The 21,564-nt window shown below is 57.3% G+C and carries 22 protein-coding genes; 15 read left to right on the forward strand and 7 right to left on the reverse strand.

Translation table 11 applies throughout. The features are described from left to right. Window positions 1-159: 159 nt before the first annotated feature. Both nudB and aspS read right to left on the reverse strand, forming a co-directional pair. Entirely contained in the window at window positions 160-591 is a 432-nt protein-coding gene (gene nudB / locus NQH49_RS10930) for a dihydroneopterin triphosphate diphosphatase (protein WP_176971744.1), read from the reverse strand. Next, the gene (gene aspS / locus NQH49_RS10935) at window positions 591-2,372 is read right to left on the reverse strand and encodes an aspartate--tRNA ligase (RefSeq protein WP_256696626.1); all 1,782 of its coding nucleotides are present in this window, start codon (window positions 2,370-2,372) and stop codon (window positions 591-593) included. Before aspS ends, nudB begins: the two co-directional genes overlap by 1 nt. Before the next feature lie 232 nt (window positions 2,373-2,604). Here aspS and NQH49_RS10940 point away from each other — a divergent pair, with 232 nt between their 5' ends. The 3 genes from NQH49_RS10940 (at window position 2,605) to cmoB (ending at window position 5,198) form a co-directional block, all read left to right on the forward strand. Then, a complete protein-coding gene (locus NQH49_RS10940; RefSeq protein ID WP_256696627.1) occupies window positions 2,605-3,426 on the forward strand; it encodes a DUF72 domain-containing protein in 822 nt (273 codons plus the stop codon). Window positions 3,427-3,504: 78 nt separating this feature from the next. Continuing rightward, a complete protein-coding gene (gene cmoA / locus NQH49_RS10945; RefSeq protein ID WP_097097065.1) occupies window positions 3,505-4,233 on the forward strand; it encodes a carboxy-S-adenosyl-L-methionine synthase CmoA in 729 nt (242 codons plus the stop codon). Next, entirely contained in the window at window positions 4,230-5,198 is a 969-nt protein-coding gene (gene cmoB, locus NQH49_RS10950; protein WP_256696628.1) for a tRNA 5-methoxyuridine(34)/uridine 5-oxyacetic acid(34) synthase CmoB, read from the forward strand. The genes cmoA and cmoB overlap by 4 nt, the downstream gene beginning before the upstream one ends. 3 nt (window positions 5,199-5,201) lie before the next feature. On the opposite strand, the gene NQH49_RS10955 is transcribed toward cmoB, so the two are convergent. The 3 genes from NQH49_RS10955 to cutC all read right to left on the reverse strand — a co-directional run bounded on the left by NQH49_RS10955 (window position 5,202) and on the right by cutC (window position 7,764). After that, on the reverse strand, window positions 5,202-5,822 hold the full coding sequence (locus NQH49_RS10955; RefSeq protein ID WP_256696629.1) for a LysE family translocator: 621 nt from the start codon (window positions 5,820-5,822) through the stop codon (window positions 5,202-5,204). A 162-nt stretch (window positions 5,823-5,984) separates the two neighbouring features. Further along, window positions 5,985-6,842 (reverse strand): hypothetical protein, encoded by an 858-nt coding sequence (locus NQH49_RS10960; protein ID WP_256696630.1) that lies wholly within the window; start codon window positions 6,840-6,842, stop codon window positions 5,985-5,987. A gap of 169 nt (window positions 6,843-7,011) precedes the next feature. Further along, window positions 7,012-7,764, reverse strand: coding sequence for a copper homeostasis protein CutC (gene cutC, locus NQH49_RS10965; protein ID WP_008110505.1), 753 nt, complete (start codon window positions 7,762-7,764; stop codon window positions 7,012-7,014). Window positions 7,765-7,849: 85 nt separating this feature from the next. Between cutC and NQH49_RS10970 the strand changes: the two genes are divergently transcribed. Beyond that, window positions 7,850-8,989, forward strand: a complete 1,140-nt coding sequence (locus tag NQH49_RS10970; protein WP_256696631.1) for a MalY/PatB family protein — start codon at window positions 7,850-7,852, stop codon at window positions 8,987-8,989. Here NQH49_RS10970 and NQH49_RS10975 read toward each other — a convergent pair. Further along, complete coding sequence (locus NQH49_RS10975; protein ID WP_256696632.1) at window positions 8,986-9,546, reverse strand: VOC family protein; 561 nt, start codon at window positions 9,544-9,546, stop codon at window positions 8,986-8,988. The two genes, NQH49_RS10970 and NQH49_RS10975, sit on opposite strands and share 4 nt — an antisense overlap. A gap of 311 nt (window positions 9,547-9,857) precedes the next feature. Between NQH49_RS10975 and NQH49_RS10980 the strand changes: the two genes are divergently transcribed. From NQH49_RS10980 to aroQ, 6 genes are all read left to right on the forward strand, one after another. Continuing rightward, window positions 9,858-9,980, forward strand: a complete 123-nt coding sequence (locus NQH49_RS10980; RefSeq protein WP_007889544.1) for a hypothetical protein — start codon at window positions 9,858-9,860, stop codon at window positions 9,978-9,980. A gap of 170 nt (window positions 9,981-10,150) precedes the next feature. Further along, complete coding sequence (gene argS, locus NQH49_RS10985; protein ID WP_256696633.1) at window positions 10,151-11,881, forward strand: arginine--tRNA ligase; 1,731 nt, start codon at window positions 10,151-10,153, stop codon at window positions 11,879-11,881. 394 nt (window positions 11,882-12,275) lie between these two features. After that, window positions 12,276-13,655 (forward strand): MFS transporter, encoded by a 1,380-nt coding sequence (locus tag NQH49_RS10990; protein WP_061718574.1) that lies wholly within the window; start codon window positions 12,276-12,278, stop codon window positions 13,653-13,655. 18 nt (window positions 13,656-13,673) lie between these two features. After that, entirely contained in the window at window positions 13,674-14,933 is a 1,260-nt protein-coding gene (locus NQH49_RS10995) for a gallate dioxygenase (RefSeq protein WP_256696634.1), read from the forward strand. After that, on the forward strand, window positions 14,933-15,772 hold the full coding sequence (locus NQH49_RS11000) for an amidohydrolase family protein (protein ID WP_256696635.1): 840 nt from the start codon (window positions 14,933-14,935) through the stop codon (window positions 15,770-15,772). The genes NQH49_RS10995 and NQH49_RS11000 overlap by 1 nt, the downstream gene beginning before the upstream one ends. After that, window positions 15,769-16,200: a type II 3-dehydroquinate dehydratase gene (gene aroQ, locus NQH49_RS11005; RefSeq protein WP_256696636.1), complete on the forward strand. Its 432-nt coding sequence runs from the start codon at window positions 15,769-15,771 to the stop codon at window positions 16,198-16,200. Before NQH49_RS11000 ends, aroQ begins: the two co-directional genes overlap by 4 nt. Here the strand turns inward: aroQ and NQH49_RS11010 are convergent, their stop codons facing one another. Next, the gene (locus NQH49_RS11010; RefSeq protein WP_256698414.1) at window positions 16,201-17,427 is read right to left on the reverse strand and encodes a LysR family transcriptional regulator; all 1,227 of its coding nucleotides are present in this window, start codon (window positions 17,425-17,427) and stop codon (window positions 16,201-16,203) included. It abuts the gene before it with no gap. Between the two features lie 130 nt (window positions 17,428-17,557). Between NQH49_RS11010 and galB the strand changes: the two genes are divergently transcribed. The 5 genes from galB to NQH49_RS11035 all read left to right on the forward strand — a co-directional run bounded on the left by galB (window position 17,558) and on the right by NQH49_RS11035 (window position 21,560). Continuing rightward, window positions 17,558-18,298, forward strand: a complete 741-nt coding sequence (gene galB / locus NQH49_RS11015; RefSeq protein ID WP_061718569.1) for a 4-oxalmesaconate hydratase — start codon at window positions 17,558-17,560, stop codon at window positions 18,296-18,298. Continuing rightward, window positions 18,295-19,008 (forward strand): 4-carboxy-4-hydroxy-2-oxoadipate aldolase/oxaloacetate decarboxylase, encoded by a 714-nt coding sequence (locus tag NQH49_RS11020; protein WP_256696637.1) that lies wholly within the window; start codon window positions 18,295-18,297, stop codon window positions 19,006-19,008. The genes galB and NQH49_RS11020 overlap by 4 nt, the downstream gene beginning before the upstream one ends. A 3-nt stretch (window positions 19,009-19,011) precedes the next feature. Next, window positions 19,012-20,100, forward strand: a complete 1,089-nt coding sequence (locus NQH49_RS11025; protein WP_256696638.1) for a 4-oxalomesaconate tautomerase — start codon at window positions 19,012-19,014, stop codon at window positions 20,098-20,100. Window positions 20,101-20,103: 3 nt separating this feature from the next. Further along, window positions 20,104-20,988 carry an NAD(P)-dependent oxidoreductase gene (locus NQH49_RS11030; protein WP_256696639.1) on the forward strand — a complete coding sequence of 295 codons (885 nt, stop codon included), beginning with the start codon at window positions 20,104-20,106 and terminating at the stop codon, window positions 20,986-20,988. A 116-nt stretch (window positions 20,989-21,104) separates the two neighbouring features. Further along, complete coding sequence (locus NQH49_RS11035; protein ID WP_061718565.1) at window positions 21,105-21,560, forward strand: GlcG/HbpS family heme-binding protein; 456 nt, start codon at window positions 21,105-21,107, stop codon at window positions 21,558-21,560. The last annotated feature ends 4 nt before the right edge of the window (window positions 21,561-21,564 follow it).

The raw sequence follows: 21,564 nt of genomic DNA on the forward strand, positions 1-21,564 counted from the left end.
TACAAAAGTACGCTCCGGTTGCTGTGCGCTGGCGGTGAACAACCTCGCGGCGCCGATTACGCCTGACTGTTCGATATTGTTCGGTGCGTTGGTATCAAACACACCAGATTCATAAAACTTAATGCATTCGCCACGGGAAAAACGCGCGGCGGCGAGCATTCAGATAAATTCTTCAATTGCCTGGCGGTTACTCCAGGACTTGGTGAGGGCTGCGGCAGCGGCGGGTTCGAGCCAGCGCGCGGCGAGATGCTCGGTGAGCAGCAGCTCGCGCTCTGCGGGTATCGCCAATCTGAACCAGTGTTCGCGATTGTGCGTGGTGCCCGGTGCGTAACGATGGCGATAGTGCGGGAAGATCTCAAACTCGATTTGCTTGTGGCAATCGTCCAGCACTAACTTTTCGTGCGCAATATCGATGGCAAGTTCTTCTAACACTTCGCGCTGAGCCGCCTGGCGCGGGGTTTCGCCCGCTTCCAGGCTGCCAGTGACCGATTGCCAGAAGCTGTCGTCATCACGTCGCTGCAGCATTAACACCCGGCCGGTATCGCGGGCAAAAATCACCACCAGCACCGAAACCGGATGTTTAAAGCCCATTACTTGTTCTCTGTCTTTTTTTTCTTCGGCGCCACCAGAATGCCGAGGTCCAGCAACGCAGCTGGATTGGCTTCGCTTGGGGCTTCGGTCATCATGCACGCTGCGGCGGTGGTTTTCGGGAACGCGATCACATCACGGATGTTATCGGTGCCGGTCAACAGCATGGTCAGACGATCCAGACCGAACGCCAGGCCCGCGTGCGGCGGCGTACCGTATTTCAGTGCGTCGAGCAGGAAGCCAAACTTCTCACGCTGCTCTTCTTCGGTGATACCGAGAATACTGAATACCGTCTGCTGCATTTTTCCGCTGTGGATACGTACGGAACCGCCGCCCACTTCGTAGCCGTTAATCACCATATCGTAGGCATTGGCCACCGCTTGTACCGGATCGGTTGCCAGCTCTTCTGCGCTCAGGTCTTTCGGCGACGTGAACGGATGGTGCATCGCTGCCAGGCCGCCCTCTTCATCTTCCTCAAACATGGGGAAATCGATTACCCACAGCGGTGCCCAGGCTTTGTCATCGGTGATCTGCAGATCGCGGCCCACTTTCAGACGCAGCGCGCCCAGCGCATCTGCTACCACTTTAGCGCGGTCCGCGCCGAAGAAGATCAGATCGCCATCTTGTGCGCCCGTGCGGTTGAGAATGTCTTCAACGATTTCTGCGCTGAGGAACTTGGCAACCGGGCTTTGAACGCCTTCGAAGCCTTTGGCGCGTTCGTTGATCTTCATCCACGCCAGACCCTTGGCGCCGTAGATTTTGACAAATTCGCCGTACTCATCGATTTGCTTACGCGTCAGCGCAGCGCCGCCCGGTACGCGCAGGGCCGCCACGCGGCCTTTGGCATCGTTGGCCGGACCGGCAAACACCTGGAACTCTACGTTTTTCAGCAGATCGGCAACGTCCACCAGCTCCATCGGGTTACGCAGGTCTGGCTTATCGGAACCGTAACGGTTCATCGCTTCCGCAAAGGTCATCTGCGGGAAGTCACCGAGATCCACGCCTTTGATGTTGATCCACAGTTCACGAATCAGACGTTCCATCTTTTCACGCACCTGCTCGGCGGTCATGAAAGAGGTTTCCACGTCGATCTGGGTGAATTCTGGCTGACGATCGGCACGCAGATCCTCGTCACGGAAACACTTAACGATCTGATAGTAGCGGTCAAAACCCGACATCATCAGCAGCTGTTTGAACAGCTGTGGCGACTGTGGCAGCGCGTAGAATTTACCTTTATGTACGCGGCTCGGTACCAGATAGTCACGCGCGCCTTCTGGCGTGGCTTTGGTCAGCATTGGCGTTTCGATATCGAGGAAGCCCTGGTCGTCCATAAAGCGACGCACGAAGCTGGTAATTTTAGCGCGGGTTTTCAAACGCTGCGCCATTTCCGGACGACGCAGGTCCAGATAGCGATAGGTCAGGCGCGCTTCTTCGCTGTTCACCTGGTTAGAGTCCAGCGGCAGCGGTTCAGCACGGTTGATGATGTTGAGCTCATGAGCAAACACTTCGACTTCGCCGGTTGCCATGTCGCTGTTTTTATTCTTTTCGTCACGTGCACGCACGGTGCCGGTGATCTGGATACAGAATTCGTTACGCAGCTCAGATGCCAGCTGGAAAGCGTCCTGACGATCGGCATCGAAGAACACCTGTGCGATACCTTCACGGTCACGCATATCGATAAAAATCAGGCTACCCAGATCGCGACGGCGATTTACCCAGCCGCAGAGAGTGACTTGCTGACCCACGTGAGACAGATTGAGCTGTCCGCAATATTCTGTACGCATAACGTATCCTTTTAACTTCGCCGCTGCTGCCAGACAACATCAGGCCGCGTAACCTTCTGAGATGCTGTCGCAAAAAAGGCGGCTATTATAATGGAAAAACCCAGGCAGGATAAGTGGAGCCCGATCAAAGCGGACAAAACATTATGCTTTATCGCGCTGTTTTTCCTGCCGACATCAAAACAGGGTACATTAAGCCGCCCTTTCCCGCCCCTAAAGGATTCAGGAGTTCGCGTTGACACTTCGCATAGGATTACCGCAATGGCAGCACGCGCAATGGAAACAGTTTGGCATTGAGACCTTAGCCGACTACGCGCAGCTGTTTGGTTGTGTGGAAGGCAATACCACGTTGTATGCGCTGCCGAAGCCGGAAGTGGTGCTGCGCTGGCGTGATATGACGCACGACGATTTTCGTTTCTGCTTTAAGTTTCCCGATAGCATCAGCCATAAAGCGGCGCTGCGCGATTGCGATGAGTTGCTGACGGAGTTTTTCCGCCTGCTCGATCCGCTGAGCACACGCATTGGTCAATATTGGCTGCAGCTACCCGCCGCGTTTTCACCGGCACAGCTGGTTGATTTATGGTCCTTTCTCGACAGTTTGCCACGCAATTTCCGCTATGGCGTTGAGGTGCGGCATCAGGCGTTTTTTGCCAAAGGTGAAGCCGAACGCGCGCTGAATCGCGGTTTACTGGATCGTGGCGTTAATCGGGTAATTTTAGATAGCCGTCCGGTGCATGCTTCAACCTCACAAACCGCCGCCGCCGTGGATGCGCGATCGAAAAAGCCGCGCGTGCCACCGCATGCGGTGCGCACCGGTTCGCAACCGATGGTGCGTTTCATTGGTAGCGATAGCGCGGCGGAGAGCGTGCCGCTGTTCCAGCCGTGGCACAGCAAGCTGCAAGCGTGGCAGCTGGATAGCGATCCTATGCTGTTTATTCACACGCCGGATATGGGCGAGGTGTTTCCGCTGATTCAGGCGTTGTGGCCACAGTTGCAGCAGCTGGAGCCATCGTTACGCGATCTGCCCGACTGGCCGCAGCAATCAAGCCTGTTTTAGACGCAACGCAAAGGATGCAGCCTGGCCGCGTTTCTGCCAAAATAGCGCCCTTTCCGTTTTCTCTCCGGACCTTTCATTATGTCTGATCGCGATACGCTATTTTCCGCGCCCATCGATAAGCTGGGCGACTGGACCTTTGACGAGCGCGTAGCTGAAGTTTTTCCCGATATGATTCAGCGCTCGGTGCCGGGTTATTCCAACATCATTTCGATGATTGGCATGCTGGCAGAACGCTTCGTTCAGCCGAATAGCCAGGTTTACGATCTTGGCTGTTCGCTGGGTGCCGCCACATTGTCGGTGCGCCGCAACATACATGTGCCTGGCTGCCAGATTATTGCTGTAGATAATTCGCCGGCGATGGTTGAGCGTTGCCGTCGCCACATCGATGCTTTCCGCGCGGATACGCCGGTACAGGTGATCGAAGCGGATATTCAGGATATCCACATTGAAAACGCCTCGTTGGTGGTGCTGAACTTTACCCTGCAATTCCTTGAGCCGCCGGCCCGCCTCGAGCTGCTGAAGAAGATCGTTAATGGATTGAATCCGGGCGGCGCGCTGGTGCTGTCGGAGAAGTTCAGCTTTGAAGATGCCGATGTCGGTGAGTTGCTGTTTAACATGCATCACGATTTCAAACGCGCTAACGGTTACAGCGAGCTGGAGATCAGCCAGAAACGCAGCATGCTGGAGAACGTGATGCTGACCGATAGCGTCGAAGCGCATAAGGCGCGCCTGAAAACCGCCGGTTTCAAACATGCGGAGTTGTGGTTCCAGTGCTTTAATTTTGGTTCGTTGGTGGCGTTGAAATGATTGAGTTTGGCCGTTTTTATCAGCAGATTGCCACCGGCCCGCTGGCCAGTTGGCTGGAAGTGTTACCGGCGCAAGTTGCCGCATGGCAGCGTGAGAATTTGCACGGTAAGTTTCGCGACTGGGAGAAGTCCGTTGATTATCTGCCGCTGCTGACGCCGCAGAAGCTGGATTTGTTGCACAGCGTGAGTGCGGATGTTGAGGATCTGACCGATCGTCAGCGTCTGGGCATTGAGAATCTGCTGCGCAATTTGATGCCGTGGCGCAAAGGTCCCTATTCGCTGTACGGCACCGAGATCGATACCGAATGGCGTTCCGACTGGAAATGGGATCGCGTGTTGCCGCACATTTCGCCGTTGCAGCATCGCACGGTTTTGGATGTCGGCTGCGGCAGCGGTTATCACATGTGGCGCATGATTGGCGCGGGCGCGAAGCTGGTGGTCGGCATCGATCCGATGCAGCTGTTTTTGTGCCAGTTTGAAGCGGTGCGTAAGCTGTTGGGCGACGATCGTCGGGCGCATTTGCTGCCGCTGGGCATTGAGCAACTGCCGGCGTTACAAGCGTTTGATACCGTGTTTTCAATGGGCGTGCTTTATCACCGCCGTTCGCCGCTCGATCATTTGATGCAGTTGAAAAATCAGTTAGTCAGCGACGGTGAGTTGGTGCTGGAGACGCTGGTGATTGAAGGCGATGAGAACGCGGTGTTGGTGCCGGGTGAGCGTTATGCGCAGATGCGTAATGTGTACTTTATCCCTTCTGCGGCGGCGCTGAAGAGCTGGCTGGAGAAGTGCGGATTTGTCGATGTGCGCATCGCAGATTACGCGGTGACGTCCGTGGAAGAGCAGCGTCGCACCAGCTGGATGACCAGCGAGTCGCTGGCCGAGTTCCTTGATCCGCATGACAGCGGTAAGACCGTTGAAGGTTATCCTGCTCCGCTGCGTGCTGTGTTAGTGGCGCGCAAGCCGTAATGCTTAACGCCGCGATAGCGCCAGCTTCGCGGCAAAGCCAATAAAGACGCAGCCCGTCAGGCGATCCATCACTTTCAGCACCGCCGGACGGCGTAAATGCGTCGCAAAGTACTGGCTGCTGCCGATTAGCACCGCATTCCACACCAAACCAATCACCATGTGTGTGAGCGCCATCAGCGTACACCACAGCGGTACCGATGCGCCCGCCGGGATGAACTGCGGCAGGAAGGTGACGTAGAAGACGCCGACTTTAGGGTTTAACAAGTTGCCAAATAGCCCGCGTGTGAAGCAGGCAACATAGCTTTGCTCTTTACTCTGCGCATGCTGGCCTTCTTCCGCTTGGGTGCGCGGGTTGATGAGTAATTTGACGCCGAGATAGAGCAGATAGGCCGCACCGATCCATTTCAGCAGGTTATACGCCATTTCCGAAGCCAGCAGCAGCGCGCCCAATCCCAATCCCACCGCAACGCCCCACACCAGGCAACCCAGCGTGACGCCAAACGCCGTGGCCGATGCACGCTTCCAGCCTTGCGCGGCGGCTGAACGCAACACTAATGCGGTATCAAAACCGGGCGTGAGCGTGAGGATGGTGATGGCGAAAAGGAATGAAAGGATCATTGTCATGTGCGGGCTCCCTGTTTAGTTCCGTGCGTTTCAGGCAAAGAATCAGGGCCGCTCCGTAAAGTCGTCGTGAACACATCCTTGTGGACTCTGCCGCCGCATCCATGCGGCGGAAGCTTTACTCTGCGGCCCTGATTCTTTGCCTTTATGTGGATTTTGTGCGGTTTAATCTTGTGCGGCTGTTTCGCCAGAGGCGTTCCAGTATTGGTATTTATAAGCGGAGCTGAGATGGCGTTCAATGGTGCCTTTGGCGAATACTTCGGTTTCATGCAGATAACTGAGCGTGCAGTTGCCCACTTCATCCCACAGTTGGCACTCATCCACCGAGCGTAGCGTGCTGACTGGCGTGGTCGAGGTGCCGTTCAGGCGCAGTTCCCGCCACTGGTTATCGTAGCTGTAAGTATCTTTGCTACGCGCGCTGCTGGATGAAGTCACCAATCCTTGTGGATTCCAGCGCCAGCTGCTTTCGCCGTTGGTCATGCTGTCGCTGCCGCGCGCCACGCTTTTTTCCACTCTGAACTGTTTGTCATAGCGGTAAGTGGTATCGGTAAAGCCATCTTTGCCCATGCTGGTGAATTTATCGGATGAGCTGACGATGTTGCCGTGCTGGCCGATTTGCCAGCTGATGGTGCCCTGACGGTTATCGACCACTTCCTCCTGCCCCGCTTTGATCACTTTGACCATGTAGGCATATTCCGCCACCCAGCCGCGCTGTACGCGGGCGATATGCTGTTCCATCGTCAGCAAGACGTTGCCTTCATTTTTGTCGTAGGAGATATCGGCCACCATTAAATCGCCGCACTGATCAAACTGGCCGAGTACGCGCTTTTGCGAGTCCACGTCTTTGCCAAATTCGCCCACCACCACCTGACGCACCGCGCCTTTGGCATCGCCACCCAGCATGATCCAGTTGTTGCTGCTGGTGATGTTTTTGCTCATCGGTGGACACGCCGTGCTGACCGCCAGCGCGACACCGCAGTAAGGGAGAATCAGCAGTAAAACTGTATAAGGGATGGATTTCATGAAGGTTATCCGTACGAGACCATAGAGTAATCAAAGCATCATTTACACGATCACGCTATCTCTGCAGGAACGGCAGATAAAAAGAACCCCAGTTAGAAGAACTGGGGTTGGTACTTGCAAACATCACGTCGTTTGGACTGGCGTGCTGCGCGGCAAAATCGGGGCGAATTCAGGCTACCCGGACGGCGCTCATCTGCGTCATGCTTTTCATGGCTTCAACCACATCACCATCAACGCAATAGCGACTGAATTCATCGGTTTCCGCTTCGGAGCACATTGAAACACCGGCTTTACGGTAGCGCATCGGCGAAGCGACTAAACGGCTGGCGGAGCTGTGAACTTCCTGCAATCCACTGTCGATGAACTTCTGGATGTTGCTCAAACGGACGCCCGCACCGGCCATAATAATCGGACCTGTGCTGTGTTCATTTAGTTCCCGTAATAATGCAATTCCTGCTTCGGCGCTCTGTTGCTGGCCAGACGTCAGGATGCGCGCGATGCCTAAATCAGCCAGCACCTCAAGCGAGCGTTTTGGACTGTGGCATAAATCAAAGGCGCGATGGAAAGTGACGTCCATGCCGTCACACAGCGTCATAATTTGCTGCATACGAGCGATATCGACATGCGCATCTTCATCCAGCATGCCAATCACTAAGCCGGGGAAACCGAGTTCACGCATGAGCGCTACGTCCGATTTCATCGACTCAAACTCATAGTTGGTGTAGCAAAAATCGCCGCCACGCGGACGGACGATAGGATGTACCGGGATCGAAATTTCACGTCGTGCCGCTTCCAGCACGCCGGCTGAAGGCGTCAACCCACCTTCGCGCGGTGCGCTGCACAGCTCCACGCGATCGGCACCGGACAGCTGCGCAGTCATTGCGCAGTCGATGCCGTAGCAACAAATTTCCAGTTTCGTCATACCATGCTCCTTCTCATGACTTCTGGCTCGGGATGAATGCTTCAGTTAGTCTACTTAATTGGACAGTTTACGTGGAACTCGCACTATGGCATTCGATTTTAATCAATGGATAGACCGTCGTCACAGCGATAGTTTGAAATGGCACAAATATGGTGATCGCGATGTGCTTCCGCTCTGGGTAGCGGACAGCGATTTCCGTTCGCCGCCGAGTGTGATTGAGGCCATTAAACAGCGTGCTGAGCACGGCGTTTTTGGCTATGGCGCAACGCCAACCGGATTGATTGATATCACCCTTTCCCGTTTAGCGCAGCGCTACAACTGGCAGATTGAGCCGGACTGGATTGTGTTGTTGCCTGGCGTGGTGTGCGGTTTGAATCTTTCGGTCCGCGCATTCACAGAAACGGGCGAATCCACGGTTTCCCCAACGCCGATTTATCCGCCGTTTCGCGGTGCAGCAAGACTGGCCGATCGCGCGCAGGTGCATTTACCGCTGCGTTTACAGGACGATCGCTGGGTGATGGATCTCGATGCCAGCGCCATGCAGGGCAATGAGCGCCTGCTGATGCTGTGTAATCCGCAGAATCCAGGCGGCACGGTTTATCGTCGTGACGAGCTGGAAGCCCAGCTGGCGTTTGCGCAGCAGCATGATTTGATCGTCTGCTCGGATGAAATCCACTGCGATTTATTGCTGTCACCCGGCGCGCAACACATTCCGTTTGCAGCATTAAGTGAAGATGCCGCACAGCGCAGCATCACGCTGATCTCGCCATCGAAAACCTTTAATATTGCCGGATTGGGCGCCTCGATGGCGATCATTCCCAATCCCGAGTTGCGCGCGCGCTTCAAACGCGTGCGTGAAGGCATTGTGCCTGGCGTGGATATTCTGGCGCTGGTGGCGGCCGAAGCGGCGTGGCGCGATGGCGATGAGTGGCTGGCAGCGCAGCTGGATTATCTGCGCGCTAATCGCGACTGGCTGGTGGCGCAGGTCAATGCGCTGCCAGAACTGCAGATGGCCGCGCCGGAAGCGACTTATCTCGGTTGGATCGACGCCAGCAAACTGGATGTCGCCAGCCCAATGGACTACTTCGAACAGCGCGGCCTCGGTTTTTCACCGGGTCACGATTTTGGCGACAATAATTTCGTGCGCTTCAACTTTGGCTGTACGCGCGCCACGCTGGAACAGGCGGTGGCGCGTTTGCAGCAGGCAGTAGCAGCGCGCCGTTAAGCCTGTTCGCTGGCGACAATCTCTTCCAGTCGCCACGGATGAAACTTGATGGTGGTTTGCCCGTCCGTTACCGCCAGCGTCGGATTGGGCAAACGCTCATTCTTACCTTTAGGCGCGCTGGTTTTGAACGAGATGCCCGGCTGCGTCAGCGCATCATCCGAGAGCAGCGCCATCGCGCGCACACCCAGCGTTTCCGGTTCACCGCGCAGCACAATCTCCACGTGTTCCCACCCTTCATGGCGATACAGTTTCTCACCCGGCCACGGCAGTTCAATCACATCGATTTGCCAGCCCGCGAGGTTCAATGGCTGATGCAGTTTGAACAGGCAGATCGGGCGACCATTGATCATGGCCTCAGAAAACTGCGTGCCGATTTGCAGCAGTCCGGTTTTCCAGCGTTCTGCCGTCGCAAACTGGTGGCAGCGTACCGCAACGTGATCGGCTTCATGTTCAGCCAGGTTAATGCCTAAACGTTCAGCAAATCCCTTCAAAGAGTGCTCAAAACGAGCCAGTTCTTGTTTTAAATCATCCAATTCCATAGGAAAGTTGGTCCGCATCACGTTTTACCTCTAATTCAGTTCAGGTTTACTAATCAATATGAAATTTGCTAGCCGTTGATTCCGCTTGACAAAATTGTCGGATTCATCCGATTTAGGCGTCAAAAAGGCTGAAAACCGCATAAATAGACCATTCATTTCGGATTTATCGTCAAAACAGGTCCAGCAGTTACTTTATGAAAGTGGCTTAACCTTCTGTTATTATTCAGGATAGTTAATACAATGAGATAACTCTTATTTAAGTTGCAAACAATTGCAGCCTGATACCCTTTCTTATAAATTTGTGTTTCACAACTACAAGGAACGGCCTTATGTCTATGCTCATTGTTGTCGCGGTCCTGATTGCATTAATGGGATTTGCAATTTCCCGCCATTGGAAGGTGCGTGAAGACAAAAGCGTTAAAAATCCTCGTCGTCACCCACGGCGCCGTTAATCGGCGCTGAGGGCCCGATGTTACGTCTCACTGAATACCGAATAGCTGACTCACTTTAACATTTCACGTATACTTCCCCTCTTATTTTTCCATCCCGCCGCGCAGTTGCGGGATGACGACATCGGCTCGCCGCCTACAGGCGGGCCTTTTCAGCATATGAAGGTAACGCGGTGAATATTCAGGCTCTTCTTTCCGACAAAGTCAGTCAGGCAATGATTGCGGCGGGTGCGCCTGCCGATTGCGAACCTCAGGTTCGTCAGTCTGCAAAAGTACAGTTCGGTGATTACCAGGCAAACGGTATGATGGCCGTGGCGAAAAAGCTCGGTCAGGCACCGCGACAACTGGCTGAGCAGGTAATTCAGCATCTGGATCTTAACGGCATCGCCAGCAAAGTCGAAATCGCCGGTCCCGGCTTTATCAATATCTTCCTCGATCGTGCATGGCTGGCGGCGCAAACCGCACAGGCGCTGCAGCTGCCGCGCCTCGGTGTGAGCAGTGTCGCGCCGCAAACTATCGTGGTGGATTACTCCGCGCCCAACGTGGCGAAGCAGATGCATGTCGGTCACGTTCGCTCCACCATCATTGGTGATGCCGCGGTGCGTACGCTGGAGTTCCTCGGCCACAAAGTCATCCGCGCCAACCACGTCGGCGACTGGGGCACGCAGTTCGGTATGCTGATTGCCTATCTGGAAAAGCAGCAGAACGAACACCACGAAGAGATTGCGCTGGCTGACCTGGAAGCCTTCTACCGCGAAGCCAAAGTGACCTACGATGCCGACGAAGCTTTCGCTGAACGCGCACGTAACTACGTGGTGAAACTGCAAGGTGGCGATGAATATTGCCGCAGCATGTGGAAGAAGCTGGTCGATATCACCATGAGCCAGAACCAACTGGTCTATGACCGCCTGAACGTGACGCTGACGCGCAACGATGTGATGGGTGAAAGCCTGTACAACGACATGCTGCCGGGCATCGTCGCCGACCTGCGTGAAAAAGGGTTGGCGGTGACCAGCGAAGGCGCCACGGTAGTTTTCCTTGATGAGTTCAAAAACAAGGAAGGCGAACCGATGGGCGTGATCATTCAGAAGAAAGATGGCGGCTATCTCTACACCACCACCGACATCGCCTGCGCCAAATACCGCTTCGAAACCCTGCATGCCGATCGTGTGCTCTATTACATCGATTCCCGTCAGCATCAGCATCTGCAGCAGGCGTGGACCATCGTGCGTAAAGCCGGTTACGTGCCGGAATCGGTACCGCTTGAGCATCACGCGTTCGGCATGATGCTGGGCAAAGATGGTCGTCCATTCAAAACCCGCAGCGGCGGCACGATTCGCCTCGCCGATTTGCTGGATGAAGCCGTCGAACGCGCGCATGCGTTGGTCAGCGAGAAGAATCCAGAGATGTCAGCGCAAGAGCTGAAAGATCTGTCGGAAGTGGTGGGTATCGGCGCAGTAAAATACGCTGACCTGTCAAAAAGCCGCACCACCGATTACATCTTCGACTGGGACAACATGCTGGCATTCGAAGGTAACACCGCGCCTTACATGCAATACGCCTATACGCGCGTGCTGTCGGTGTTCCGCAAAGCCGGTATTGATGCCGATAGCCTGAGCGGTGACATCGTGCTGACCGAAGAGCGTGAAGCGCAGCTGGCTACGCGTCTGCTGCAGTTCGAAGAAGTGATTACGCAGGTCGCTCGCGACGGTACGCCACACGTGATGTGTGCTTACCTGTACGATCTGGCCGGCCAGTTCTCTGGCTTCTACGAACACTGCCCGATTCTCTCCGCCGAGGACGAGAACATCCGTCAGAGCCGTCTGCAGCTGGCCGCGTTAACCGCGAAAACGCTGAAGCAAGGTCTGGACACGCTGGGCATCAAAACCGTCGAGCGCATGTAATACCAATAGCGGAGAGCGCCGCAAACGGCTCTCCGCTGCTTTCCATCTTCCTTCCTGTTAAACATCCCCCTTAATCTGCTCTGAACTTGGCTTTTCTCCAGCCCAATATCTGCAATTTCTCTCGCTTCATACGCTTTCTCAATTTTCCGACACAGCTCACCAAATAAACAAAACTCATACCTTCATAACCATTTTATGGCAGACAAAGTCGCATGCCATCCCTAATTTGGTAATGGAAGCAAGACAGTTGAAACATGCAACAAGCTGTTTTAAAAGCTAAAAACTATAAAAATTACCCCTGCAATCGGGTTAAAGTGATGCCCCCGGCCCATGTCAGGGCGGAATAAAATCTCAACCCGATAACGTCATTAATAAAAAAATCAGAGCGTATCCTATGAGCAATCACGACATTATCGATGTAAAAGGCTGGATCGACGCCCGCCCGATCACCGGATACCAGTGGCTGACCCTCAGCCTGTGTTTCATCATCATCATGTTTGATGGCTACGACGCGGCAGCGATGGGTTTCATTGCGCCCGCGCTAATTGAAGACTGGGGCATCAGCCACGCGGAAATGGGGCCGATCCTCGGCGCTGCGATGTTCGGCGTGGCGATTGGCGCGCTGATCGCCGGTCCGTGGTCCGACAAATTCGGCCGCAAGCGCGTGCTGCTGTTGTCGATCGCCGTCTTCGCCTGCTTCAGCCTGATGAGCGCCTTCGCCCGTACGCCGCTGGAAATGGGCGCGTTACGTTTTCTCACCGGCCTTGGTCTCGGCGCGGTGATGCCCAACTGCGTCACGCTGGTGTCGGAATACATGCCGGAACGCCGCCGCAGCCTGATGATCACCGTGATGTACAGCGGGTTTAATATCGGTTCCGGATTGGGCGGATTCATCGCCGCCGGCATGCTGCCGCACTTTGGCTGGCAAGCGGTGCTGGGTTTGGGTGGCCTGTTGCCGTTGCTGATGTTGCCACTGCTGCTGTGGCTGCTGCCGGAATCGGCGATGTACATGGTGGTGCGCAAAGTCAGTCGCGACAAGATAGCTGCGGTGCTCAAACGTCTCGGCGGCGAATTCTCCGCCGGTACCGCCTTTGTGCTCAATGCGCCGATTATCCCGAAAAAAGCCCAGGTGCTGCAGCTGTTCAGCCGCGGCTATGCGGGCGGCACGGTGGTGTTGTGGCTCACCTACTTCATGGGTCTGTTCGTCATCTACCTGCTGAACGGCTGGCTGCCAACCATCCTGCGTTCTGGCGGCGTAACGCTGGAGCGCGCGGCGATTGTCGCGGGCTTGTTCCAGCTCGGTGGCACCTTTGGCGGCCTGATGGTCGGCGGATTGATGGACCGTTTCAAAGCGAAATACGTTATCGCCCTGTTCTATCTGCTAGGCAGCTTCTGCCTGGTGTCGCAGGGCATCTGGAGCTTTGGCCCGAATGTGCTGGCGCTGCTGGTGTTCCTCGCTGGCGTCTGTATCAACGGGGCGCAAACCGGATTGCAGGCATTTTCTCCGGCCTTTTATCCCACTGAAATGCGTGCCACCGGCGTGTGCTGGATGCACGGCATTGGTCGCAGCGGCGCCATTATCAGCTCTTCACTGGGCGGCGTGCTGCTCGGCGTGTTCCCTGGGCAAACAGCCATTTTTATCGTTTTGTCGCTCCCGGCAGTTTTAGCGGCACTTTCCATCACCCGACATCACCCTGCACAGGTGGCCCGTCAGGTTAAAGGCATCGACCTTAATGACCTGCCGTCCCTGTCGCGTACCCTCAATAATCGATGAAGTAGAGGTCAAAAAATTATGGCTAAAATCATAGGCGGTTTAGCGGTTTCTCATACCCCCACCATTGGCTTTGCGGTTGATCACAACAAGCAGCAGGAAGGCGCATGGGCTCCGATTTTCGATGGTTTTGCGCCGATGCAGCGCTGGCTGGAGGAGAAAAAACCGGACGTGCTGCTGTACGTGTTTAACGATCACGTCACCTCCTTCTTTTTCGATCACTATTCGGCCTTTGTGCTGGGCATTGATGACGAATATGCCGTGGCGGACGAAGGCGGCGGCCCGCGCGATCTGCCACCGGTAAAAGGCCATGCGGCGCTGTCACAGCACATTGGTGCCAGCCTGATGGCAGATGAGTTCGATATGTCATTCTTCCAGGACAAAGCGCTGGATCACGGCCTGTTTTCGCCGCTGTCGGCGCTGGCACCGTGGCAAGGCGGCTGGCCGATGCAGGTGGTTCCGCTGGCGGTCGGCGTTTTGCAGTTTCCGATTCCGACGGCGCGTCGCTGCTATAAACTCGGCCAGGCACTGAAGCGCGCGGTGGAGAGTTTCCCGGAAGATCTGAAAGTCGCGGTGGTGGCGACCGGCGGCGTTTCACATCAGGTTCACGGTGAGCGCTGCGGCTTTAACAATCCCGAATGGGACGCGCAGTTTATCGATCTGCTGATCAACGATCCCGAACGTCTGACTGAAATCACTCTGGCGGAATACGCTACGCTCGGCGGCCTGGAAGGCGCGGAAGTGATTATGTGGTTGATCATGCGCGGCGCGCTGTCGGCCAACGTCGAGAAACTGCATCAGGATTACTATCTGCCTTCGATGACCGGTATCGCCACGCTGATCCTCGAAAACCAGTCTCGTGAAGCGCCAGTTGATGTGCATCAGCGTCAGCGTGACAAGATCAACCTGCAAATGAGCGGCGTGGAAAAACTGCCCGGCACCTATCCGTTCACCCAGGCGCGCAGCCTGAAAGCGCTGCGCATCAACCGCTTCCTGCACCGCATGATTCAGCCAGAGTGGCGTAAGCGTTTCCGCGAAGCTCCGCAGGCGCTGTATCAGGAAGCCGGGCTGAGCGCTGAAGAGCAAACGCTGATTACCCAGCTCGACTGGCGCGGCATGATCCATTACGGCGTCAGCTTCTTCCTGCTGGAAAAACTGGGTGCGGTGGTGGGCGTGTCTAACCTGCATATCTACTCGGCGATGCGCGGCGAAACGCTGGAACAGTTCCAGCAGACGCGCAATCAGCAGGTGCTCTACTCGGTAGCGGGGAAAAAAGAGTGATGTTCACGCAACCGGTTATCGACTGCCATCACCACGTTTTTGATCCAGTAAACTTTCCCTGGGCGCCCGAAAGTGCCTACAACCCGGACGGACACGAGCTGGCGACGCCGGATTACTATCGCGCCGTGATGCAGGCCTACAACATTCGCCACTCGCTGATTGTCGGCCCGACGTCGGGCTATAACACCGACAATCGCTGCCTGCTGGATACCATCAAGCGCGGTGAAGGACGCTTCAAGGGCATTGCCGTCACGCCGCGAGACGTGGATAGCGACACGCTCGCCAGCCTAAAAGATCAGGGCATCGTCGGCATTGCGCTGAACGTGGCGATGCTCGGCACCGAGCCGTTTCTCCAGCTTGATGCTCTGATGGGCAGGCTGGCGGAGCTGGATCTGTTTGCCCAGATTCAGGTGCAGAACGATCAGTTAATGGCGCTGATGCCGCTGCTGTCACGCACCCGCACGCGCCTGCTGATCGATCACTCCGGCCGACCAGACGTCAGCGCAGGCGTTGCACAACCGGCCTTTCAGGCGCTGCTGTCGCTGGCCGGTCAGCAACGCACCAGCGTGAAACTCTCCGGGCTGGCGAAATTCTCCCGCCAGCCGTATCCCTTCAGCGATGGACATCCCTATCTGCTGGCCTTGCTGGACGCTTTCGGCGCGGAAAATTGCATGTGGGGATCGGACTGGCCCTTCCTGCGCGCCACTGAACGCATGGATATGGGCACGCAACTGCTGCTGATCGAACAGCTGATCCCCGATGAAAACAGTCGCCGTCAGGTGCTTTGGCACACGCCACAGCGGCTGTTTGGTTTTACTGAATTACAGGAGTCACGATGAGAACCATCTATGTATTGAACGGCCCAAACCTCAATCTGCTGGGCACCCGTGAGCCAGCAACCTACGGCTCCGACACGCTGCAAAGCGTGGAAGCGCTGTGCCGCGCAACGGCGGAAGAGCTGGGCGTGGCGATTGAGTTTCGCCAGACCAACCACGAAGGTGAAATGATTGAGTGGATTCAGCAGGCGCGTTTCGAGGCGCAGGCGCTGGTGATCAATCCGGCGGCGTGGACGCACACCTCAGTAGCGATTCGCGATGCGGTGACCGGCGTGGCGTTGCCGCTGTGGGAAGTACATATTACCAACGTGCACAAGCGTGAGCCCTTCCGTCACCACTCCTATCTCTCCGATGTCGCGCAGGGCGTGATCTGCGGTTACGGCATTCGCGGTTACCGCTATGCGTTGATGGAAGCGGCGCGCACCGGCTGATTATTGGTCCTGCCCGCACACTTCACGCAGGCAGCGGATCAGCGCATCCGCTGCCGGTGAGTGCAGACAGCCCGCCCGCACCGTCAGCCCGATGGCGCGATCGGTATCCGGTAACGGAACCGGTAGCGCCACCAGCGCGCCGGACGCCAGTTCCACTTCCAGCTGGTGCGCGGAGACCGCCGCCAGCATATCCGACTGCATCAGCAAGCCGCGCACCAACGCCAAATCGCCGGTTTCCACCACCGGATCGGGTGCCGGAATGCCCATCGCCTGAAAACTGTTATTCAGCAGATATCGCGCTGGCGTGGCCGAACGCGGTAGCACCCAACGCGCAGCGCGCAGATCTTCGGTAGAAAGCTCACGCCCGACTAATGGATGATCGTGACGCGCCAGCAGCACCATGCGTTCCGAGAACAGCGTCTCGCGCGTGACGTCCAGCGCATCTTCATCGCGGCGCAGCGCGCCAAAGATAAAATCGATATCGCCGGAGCGCATCTCCGAGGCCAGCACGCCAAAGGCGCTTTCACTGGTTACCACGCGCACGCCCGGATAACGCGCCGTCAGCATCACGATCGCCTGCGGCAGGATACGCGTGCGTCCCAGCGGCAGTGCGCCCACGCGCACCGTTCCCTCGAGTATCCCGCTGCGGGCAGCGATATCGGCCGGAATGTGCCGCAATTCATTCAGCGCACGCCGCACGTTGGCTTCTATTTCACGTCCGGCCAGCGACGGCATCATGCCGTGCGGCGTGCGCTCCAGCAGTGCGATACCCGCGCCGTTTTCCAGCACACGCAGCGCGGCGCTCACCGCTGGCTGGCTCAGTCCGAGCCGTGCCGCCACCGTCTGCATATGCCGCGTCTGACACAGGGTGATAAAAATTTGCAGCCGACGCACGTTAAATAGCCACAGCGGTTCCGCATCGTTACGCTGTGCGCCGCGTCCCTGCAACTTTGCCAGCCGCTGCGGCACCTGATGCAGCTCCTCAATCGCCCGCAACGCGCGCGGCAGCACGCATTTACCGAAGTCAGTCAGCATCATGCCACCGGCATGACGTTCAAACAGCGTCACACCTAAGGTGAGCTCCAGGTCGCGAATGGCGCGGGTAATGGCCGACTGGGTGCGAAATAATTCATCTGCCGCCCGCGAGACACTGCCTTGTGCCACCACCTGACTAAATGCCCTGATTTGCATCAGATTTGTCAGCTCCTGCGTGCCCTTTTCCGCCATCATTCCCTGCCCATTTTCGCCGCCGATCGATGTCGCAATATAAATAAAACGCATACCCGCTGCAATTAAATGAATTATCGCCGCCAGGTTGGCAGTGACAGCATGGAAAAAAACAGCGGAGGAGTATGCCATGACTAACAACACCCCAAAAAAAACCGCGCTGGTGGTCAGCGCGCACTCAGCGGATTTCGTCTGGCGCGCCGGCGGTGCCATCGCGCTGCACCATGCGCAGGGCTATGACGTTCACGTTGTCTGCCTCTCGTTTGGCGAGCGCGGCGAGTCGGCCAAGCTGTGGCGCAAAGGAGAGATGAGCGAGGCGAAAGTCAAAGCCGCCCGCCGCAGCGAGGCGCAGGCCGCCGCCGAGATTCTCGGTGCCAGCATTGAATTTTTTGACCTCGGCGATTATCCGCTGCGTGCCGATAAAGAAACCCTGTTCCGCCTTGCCGACGTCTATCGCCGGGTGCTGCCGCATTTTGTTCTGACCCATTCGTTGCAGGATCCCTACAACTACGATCACCCAATGGCCACGCATCTGGCGCAGGAAGCCCGCATTATCGCCCAGGCCGAAGGCTACCGTCCGGGCGAAAAAATTGTCGGTGCGCCGCCGGTTTACTGCTTCGAACCGCACCAGCCTGAGCAGTGCAACTGGAAGCCGGATGTGCTGCTGGATATCACCTCGGTGTGGGACAAAAAATATCAGGCGATTCAGTGCATGGCCGGGCAGGAACATCTATGGGAATACTACACGCGCGTGGCACAGCAGCGCGGCGTGCAGGCCAAGCGCAACGTCGGGATTACCACCAGCCGCGACATCATTTATGGCGAAGGCTATCAGAGCATCTTCCCGCGCGTAACCGAGGATCTGGCATGAGCATCATCGCGAAAAAAGGCGTCGCGGTGCGCCACATTCCCCGCGCGGCAACCGCGGATATCGACGCGCTGGCGCGCTTTGGCGTCGCTACCGTGCACGAAGCGCAGGGCCGCAAAGGCTTGCTTGATCCCGCTATTCGTCCGATTCAACAGGATTGCGCCATCGCGGGTAGTGCGGTCACCGTGCTGGTGGCACCAGGCGATAACTGGATGTTCCACGTCGCGGTGGAACTCTGTCAGCCGGGCGATGTGCTGGTGGTTGCGCCAACCTCACCGTGCAGCGACGGCTTTTTCGGCGATCTGCTGGCGACCTCGCTACAAGCGCGCGGTGTGCGTGGACTGGTGGCGGATGTCGGTGTGCGTGATAGCCGCACGCTGCGCGAGATGGGCTTTGCCGTCTGGTCGCGCGCGGTGTATGCGCAAGGCACCGTCAAAGAGACGCTCGGTTCGGTGAACGTGCCGCTGGTGTGTGCCGGGCAGCTGATCTGGCCGGGTGATGTGATCGTCGCCGATGACGACGGCGTGGTGGTGTTGGCACGCGATGAAGCCGCCAGCGTGGCAGCCAAAGCGCGTCAGCGTGAAGAGCTGGAAGAGAGTAAACGCCTGCGTTTAGCGGCCGGTGAGCTGGGACTGGATATCTATCAGATGCGCCCACGCCTGGCGGAAAAAGGACTGCGCTATCTCGACACGCTCGATCAACTGGAGGAGTAAAGCATGCGCCAGCGTCGCATTCCCTGCTTACTGATGCGCGGCGGCACCTCCAAAGCCGCCTGCTTTCTGGCCCAGGATCTGCCCGCAGATCCTGCGGCCCGCGATCGGGTGCTGCTGGCGGTGATGGGATCGCCCGATATCCGCCAGATTGACGGTCTCGGCGGGGCCGATCCGCTCACCAGCAAAGTGGCGATCGTCACCGTCTCACACCGGGACGATGCCGATGTCGATTACCTGTTTGCCCAGGTCAACGTCGATCAACCCAGCGTCGATTATGGGCAAAACTGCGGCAATATCCTCGCCGCCGTTGGGCCTTTCGCCGTAGAGCGCGGGCTGGTAAAGGCAGGCAATCAACGCACCCGCGTGCGCATTTTCATGCAGAACACCGGGCAGATTGCCGAAGCAGCGTTCGCCACGCCTGATGGTGAAGTCGACTATGACGGAGACCTGCGCATTGATGGCGTACCGGGCAGCGCAGGCGAGATCGCCCTCACCTTCAAAGACATTGCCGGATCATGCTGTGGCGCGCTGCTGCCGACCGGTCAGCCGCGCGATCGTTTTGATGGCATCGATGTCACCTGCATCGACAACGGCATGCCGGTGATTTTAATCCGTGCGGCAGATGTCAATCGCAGCGGCTATGAAAGCCGCGAAACGTTGGATAACGACAGTGAGCTCAAGCAGCGGCTGGAGTCGATTCGCCTGCAGGCCGGGCCGCGAATGAACTTAGGGGATGTCAGCCAGCGTACGGTGCCCAAAGTCACGCTGCTGGCCGAAGCACGTCACGGCGGCGCGATCAGCTCACGCACTTTTATTCCGCACCGCTGCCACGCCTCGATTGGCGTGCTCGGCGCGGTGAGCGTCGCCAGCGCCTGCCTGATCCCCGGCAGTGTCGCCGACGGACTGGCGCGCACCAGCCAGCAACCTCAGCAGCGTCTGAGCGTGGAACATCCCAGCGGCGAATTCAGCGTATTGCTGCAGCGCGAAGGCGATAACCCGCTGGCGGGCTGTGGTCTGCTGCGCACCGCGCGCGCCATTTTTGCCGGTGACGTCATGATTCCGGCGGCGGTCTGGCCCTTCAGCAAGGAGTAAATAATGAACATCACCTTCATCGGTTTTGGCGAAGCGGGCGGCATTCTCGCCCAGGACTTACAGGCGCAGGGCAACACGGTGACGGCGTGGGACCGCAAAGCCCTCGCGGCAGAAACCCTGCCCGCGCTGCAGCAAAAAGCACAACAAGGCGGCGTGCGATTGGCCGCTTCACTGGCGGACGCGCTGCAGGATGCCACGCTGGTGTTCTCCACCGTTACCGCGTCGCAGGCCCTCAACGTGGCGCAGCAGGCGGTAGCGCTGTTAAAGGCTGGGCAGCATTTTCTCGATCTCAATTCCGTCGCGCCGCACACCAAACGCGCCGCGGCTGAAGTGATTGACGCCGCCGGTGCCAGCTATATCGACGTGGCGGTGATGGCGCCGGTGCCACCCAAGCGGCTGGCGACGCCGCTGCTGATTGGCGGCGCTCAGGCTGCACAGGTGCAGCCGCTGCTGCAACAGCTGGGCCTCAACAGCCGCCTGCTGGGTAGCGAAGTGGGTGAAGCTTCAGCGATTAAGATGTGCCGCAGCGTGATGATCAAAGGCCTCGAGGCGCTGACCACCGAATGTTTGAGCGCGGCGCGCCAGTATGGCGTAGAGCAAGCGGTACTCGACTCGCTGCACGCCAGTTTCCCGTCGCTGGGCTGGGACGATCAGCTGCCGCACTACCTGATTAGCCGCGTGGCGGAGCACGGCCAGCGACGCGCCGAAGAGATGCAGGAAGTGGTGAAAACGCTGCAGGACGTCAAGGTACCAGCCGCCATGAGCGCAGCGATTGTTGCCACGCAGCAAGGGCTGATTGATGCGTTAAACGCTCGTTCCCTGCGCTATCAACAACTGACGCCGTTCGTCTGGCAACAGACGCTGGATAAGATCTATCCACCTCAATGAGTTATACGCATAGAGGTATGCGTTTTGTTTATCGGCAATTGTTTACATTTTTGCAACAGCGTAGCGTAAGCGAGACGAGAAGCAGGTTTTAAAACAATAACTATCGGAAGCAAAACATGAAGATTAGAGCATCTGTCGCCCTTTCCCTGCTGCTGGCAGCGGGTATTGGCCAGGCCAGCGCAGCCGCGCTGGACGCCAGCCACACCAACCAGGTTATCACCAGTGTGAAAAACAGCATCAGCGCCCAGCACAGCACCGGCTGCGTGGCGGTGGTTGATGCCAGCGGCACGCTGCTGGCCTTCCAGCGCCTTGACGGCGCGTCGCCGGGCTGTGTCGATGCCGCGATTGGCAAAGCGCGCACCTCGGCGCTGTATCACGCTCCTTCCCTGAAATTTATGCAGCGTCTGCAGAGCGGCGAAACCACCGTGCTTGCCATCCCGCACGCTGTAGCGCTCGGCGGCGGTTTCCCGCTCACGCTGCAAAATGAAGTGGTCGGCGCGGTCGGCGTCAGCACCCCTAAACAGGATCTGGATAACCAGGCTTCAGAGGCTGCCGCTCAGGCGCTGAAATAACGTT

Source organism: Pantoea trifolii (genome assembly GCF_024506435.1).
Taxonomy (GTDB): domain Bacteria; phylum Pseudomonadota; class Gammaproteobacteria; order Enterobacterales; family Enterobacteriaceae; genus Pantoea; species Pantoea trifolii.

Coding starts and splice junctions, on each gene's coding strand:
- NQH49_RS10970 (WP_256696631.1), top strand. CDS start 7,850: ATGGCATTCGATTTTAATCAATGGATAGACCGTCGTCACAGCGATAGT.
- NQH49_RS11025 (WP_256696638.1), top strand. CDS start 19,012: ATGCGCCAGCGTCGCATTCCCTGCTTACTGATGCGCGGCGGCACCTCC.
- NQH49_RS11020 (WP_256696637.1), top strand. CDS start 18,295: ATGAGCATCATCGCGAAAAAAGGCGTCGCGGTGCGCCACATTCCCCGC.
- NQH49_RS10980 (WP_007889544.1), top strand. CDS start 9,858: ATGTCTATGCTCATTGTTGTCGCGGTCCTGATTGCATTAATGGGATTT.
- NQH49_RS10975 (WP_256696632.1), bottom strand. CDS start 9,546: ATGCGGACCAACTTTCCTATGGAATTGGATGATTTAAAACAAGAACTG.
- NQH49_RS11000 (WP_256696635.1), top strand. CDS start 14,933: ATGTTCACGCAACCGGTTATCGACTGCCATCACCACGTTTTTGATCCA.
- NQH49_RS11030 (WP_256696639.1), top strand. CDS start 20,104: ATGAACATCACCTTCATCGGTTTTGGCGAAGCGGGCGGCATTCTCGCC.
- NQH49_RS10990 (WP_061718574.1), top strand. CDS start 12,276: ATGAGCAATCACGACATTATCGATGTAAAAGGCTGGATCGACGCCCGC.
- galB (WP_061718569.1), top strand. CDS start 17,558: ATGACTAACAACACCCCAAAAAAAACCGCGCTGGTGGTCAGCGCGCAC.
- NQH49_RS10955 (WP_256696629.1), bottom strand. CDS start 5,822: ATGACAATGATCCTTTCATTCCTTTTCGCCATCACCATCCTCACGCTC.
- aroQ (WP_256696636.1), top strand. CDS start 15,769: ATGAGAACCATCTATGTATTGAACGGCCCAAACCTCAATCTGCTGGGC.
- nudB (WP_176971744.1), bottom strand. CDS start 591: ATGGGCTTTAAACATCCGGTTTCGGTGCTGGTGGTGATTTTTGCCCGC.
- cmoB (WP_256696628.1), top strand. CDS start 4,230: ATGATTGAGTTTGGCCGTTTTTATCAGCAGATTGCCACCGGCCCGCTG.
- NQH49_RS11010 (WP_256698414.1), bottom strand. CDS start 17,427: ATGGCGGAAAAGGGCACGCAGGAGCTGACAAATCTGATGCAAATCAGG.
- NQH49_RS11035 (WP_061718565.1), top strand. CDS start 21,105: ATGAAGATTAGAGCATCTGTCGCCCTTTCCCTGCTGCTGGCAGCGGGT.
- aspS (WP_256696626.1), bottom strand. CDS start 2,372: ATGCGTACAGAATATTGCGGACAGCTCAATCTGTCTCACGTGGGTCAG.
- cmoA (WP_097097065.1), top strand. CDS start 3,505: ATGTCTGATCGCGATACGCTATTTTCCGCGCCCATCGATAAGCTGGGC.
- cutC (WP_008110505.1), bottom strand. CDS start 7,764: ATGACGAAACTGGAAATTTGTTGCTACGGCATCGACTGCGCAATGACT.
- NQH49_RS10960 (WP_256696630.1), bottom strand. CDS start 6,842: ATGAAATCCATCCCTTATACAGTTTTACTGCTGATTCTCCCTTACTGC.
- NQH49_RS10995 (WP_256696634.1), top strand. CDS start 13,674: ATGGCTAAAATCATAGGCGGTTTAGCGGTTTCTCATACCCCCACCATT.